Annotated in this window: 4 protein-coding genes; all 4 read right to left on the reverse strand. The window is 52.0% G+C overall.

Annotation, left to right across the window (positions count from 1 at the left end):
• Positions 1-127: 127 nt before the first annotated feature.
• From E1297_RS02570 to E1297_RS02585, 4 genes are read right to left on the reverse strand one after another with little or no spacing between them, the layout of a single operon-like run.
• Positions 128-409, reverse strand: a complete 282-nt coding sequence (locus E1297_RS02570; protein ID WP_155133512.1) for a hypothetical protein — start codon at positions 407-409, stop codon at positions 128-130.
• 57 nt (positions 410-466) lie between these two features.
• Complete coding sequence (locus tag E1297_RS02575; RefSeq protein ID WP_155133515.1) at positions 467-727, reverse strand: hypothetical protein; 261 nt, start codon at positions 725-727, stop codon at positions 467-469.
• Between the two features lie 17 nt (positions 728-744).
• Complete coding sequence (locus E1297_RS02580) at positions 745-1050, reverse strand: hypothetical protein (RefSeq protein WP_155133518.1); 306 nt, start codon at positions 1048-1050, stop codon at positions 745-747.
• A gap of 14 nt (positions 1051-1064) precedes the next feature.
• Positions 1065-1346 (reverse strand): hypothetical protein, encoded by a 282-nt coding sequence (locus tag E1297_RS02585; RefSeq protein WP_155133522.1) that lies wholly within the window; start codon positions 1344-1346, stop codon positions 1065-1067.
• Positions 1347-2183 lie beyond the last annotated feature (837 nt).

Here is a 2183-nt window from a genome sequence, read left to right on the forward strand (position 1 = left end):
TTTCAACGATCAGGCGTTTGCCTTTTCCTATGATCGTTTGAAACAGCATGCCAGAAGGGTCAATGAAAGGCTGGAATTTCTGGAGGCGCTCAGGAAGGTGAAGGGGAGGTGAGCGTGCTCGCGGACCTCATGTATCAGACTGGTTTTTGTGGTTCACGTTGATCACCATCTTGTCGCAAGACGCAACGGCCTCGAGCGCCTTGATTGCGCCTTCGTTGTAGCCCTGAGACCGGGCAACGCTGCTGCTCATATCAATGGCATAGGCCCACAGCAGGACCGCTGCGATGCTGCCGAACAAAGGCAAGTCATACAGAACAGCCGCAACAAGGAAGAGTCCGCCGAAGAGACACAGGAGCAGCGGGGCGGTCGTGCGGATAAAGTAGACTAGAAAATCCTTCACATGCTTCATGTCTTTCGCCCCTCATTCAGCCTATCTAGGTCGTGCTTCACATCCATTGTCGGGCCTCTATTTCTTGTTCTCGGGAAGTGTAGCTCTGAGCTGTTTGGCAAGCTTGTTTGCGGCCTGGATGTGCTCGGCGTTTTCGTCCTCGCCATATTTCTTCACAAGCCGAAATGCCAAGTTCTCGATGGCAGATGCCGCGCTCACTTGATTGACGTTTCCGCGTATGACGGCTGCCATTTCGTTGCCGTTGAGCATGTCGCGGGATGGCGTCCAGCGGCGCAGGAAGCCATCTGCATCTTCAGCGTAGAAAACTTGTTCAATCATCGTCCGGGCCTTTCCGATCACTGTTTGTCGGTGATGGTTACAAGCTCAAATTCGCAGTAGAAATCGCAGCTGGTTCCCGGCTCGGCTTCCTGCTTGTTGATCATGTGCATTCGAGCGACTTGCTTGCCGTCTTCGTCTGGGTACTCGCAGTCGTTCGGAGCTTCATACACGCTGATCTGCTCGACCCAATCCGGCCACTCTTTATTATAGTCGAGTTGCGCGCATTTTTTGGCCGCTTCCAGAGACTTTTTACAACCTGTCAATGCCGTTTCAAGCGTCTCGTGCTTGTGCCATCCTTCGCCATCATACTCATGAAAAGTCATCTGCCGGGCCTCAATTATTTTAACGCTTCACTGATAGGGTCGATGGAGTTCTGAAGCTGGCAGCGCACCCTTTCCAAGCTCGCCTTTTTCGCTTCTTCGCCAGTCGCATCGGAACTCAGATCCAAGTCCGTAACATCAAACCAAGGATCACATCTCAGGCTCCAGCGGCCCGGATTGTAGACGTGACCCTTGACGACCGAGATTCTCAAACCGCCGACATTGCAGGCCCAAGCGTCCGGGGCTCTCGTTCCGCGCTCACCAAGTCGGTATGAGGTGACATCTTTCCATTCGATCATGTTGCAGATACCTCCTGAAATGGGGTTGTGCGGATCAAATAACCAGTATCAACAGTTTATTAAACGGTATCTTTTTTGTCAAATAAAAGATATCATTTATTTGGACGATTTGACGCGAATAAAGATATCGTTTATTGAGGGTGTATGGGACGACCACCGTTAAATGTGAAACCTACTCTGGTTCGGCTGGGGGAAGGTGTCGGGGAGCGCATTGACGCTCTAGTGGGAACGCGAAAGCGGGCGGAATACATCCGTGACGCTATCGAGGAAAAATTGCGCCGTGACGAGCGGAAAGCCAAACGCTCAAAAGAGCAGACGAAGCCGTAACCCCATTAAATTTTCTCTAGGTATGCGATGTTGACCTGCGCCGTGAATAGGCTCACCTTCCACTTGGCTCCGGAGATATCCGGGATTTAAGTCCCGCAAGGGCCGCTTTATGTGGCGACGAAAAGCCGTATTCAGTGTCAGGAAAAGCCCCCCTAGTGGGGCCTTTTTCATTTTCGTGCTCTCCTTGCAACCCACCCCACAAACACAAAGAGGACCCCGAAAGGTCCTCTGAGGCGGTCGGCGTATAGCCTGACCCCGTGGCAGTGCCAGTGATGAAGAATCGCATGGATTGGGGGTGTGGGCAAGCCGAGGAACGCTGGTCGCGATAAGGGGCTTATTGCCCGGATATTGGATGAAAAATGAGGGGAAAAATGTTAGGCAAAACAGGGTGATTTGACCCTGTTTTTCGGGCAAATTAGGCAATCGGGAAAGGGGTAATAGTCTGTTGAATTTCAGTGTGTTACGTGAAGTTCGTACGCAGATTTGCAATCCGCTGCGTCACCACTCCGC

This window comes from Roseibium sp. RKSG952, from assembly GCF_009711355.1.

Excerpts from the sequence above, each read along its gene's own strand:
- E1297_RS02570 (WP_155133512.1), bottom strand. The coding sequence starts at position 409 with ATGAAGCATGTGAAGGATTTTCTAGTCTACTTTATCCGCACGACCGCC.
- E1297_RS02575 (WP_155133515.1), bottom strand. The coding sequence starts at position 727 with ATGATTGAACAAGTTTTCTACGCTGAAGATGCAGATGGCTTCCTGCGC.
- E1297_RS02580 (WP_155133518.1), bottom strand. The coding sequence starts at position 1,050 with ATGACTTTTCATGAGTATGATGGCGAAGGATGGCACAAGCACGAGACG.
- E1297_RS02585 (WP_155133522.1), bottom strand. The coding sequence starts at position 1,346 with ATGATCGAATGGAAAGATGTCACCTCATACCGACTTGGTGAGCGCGGA.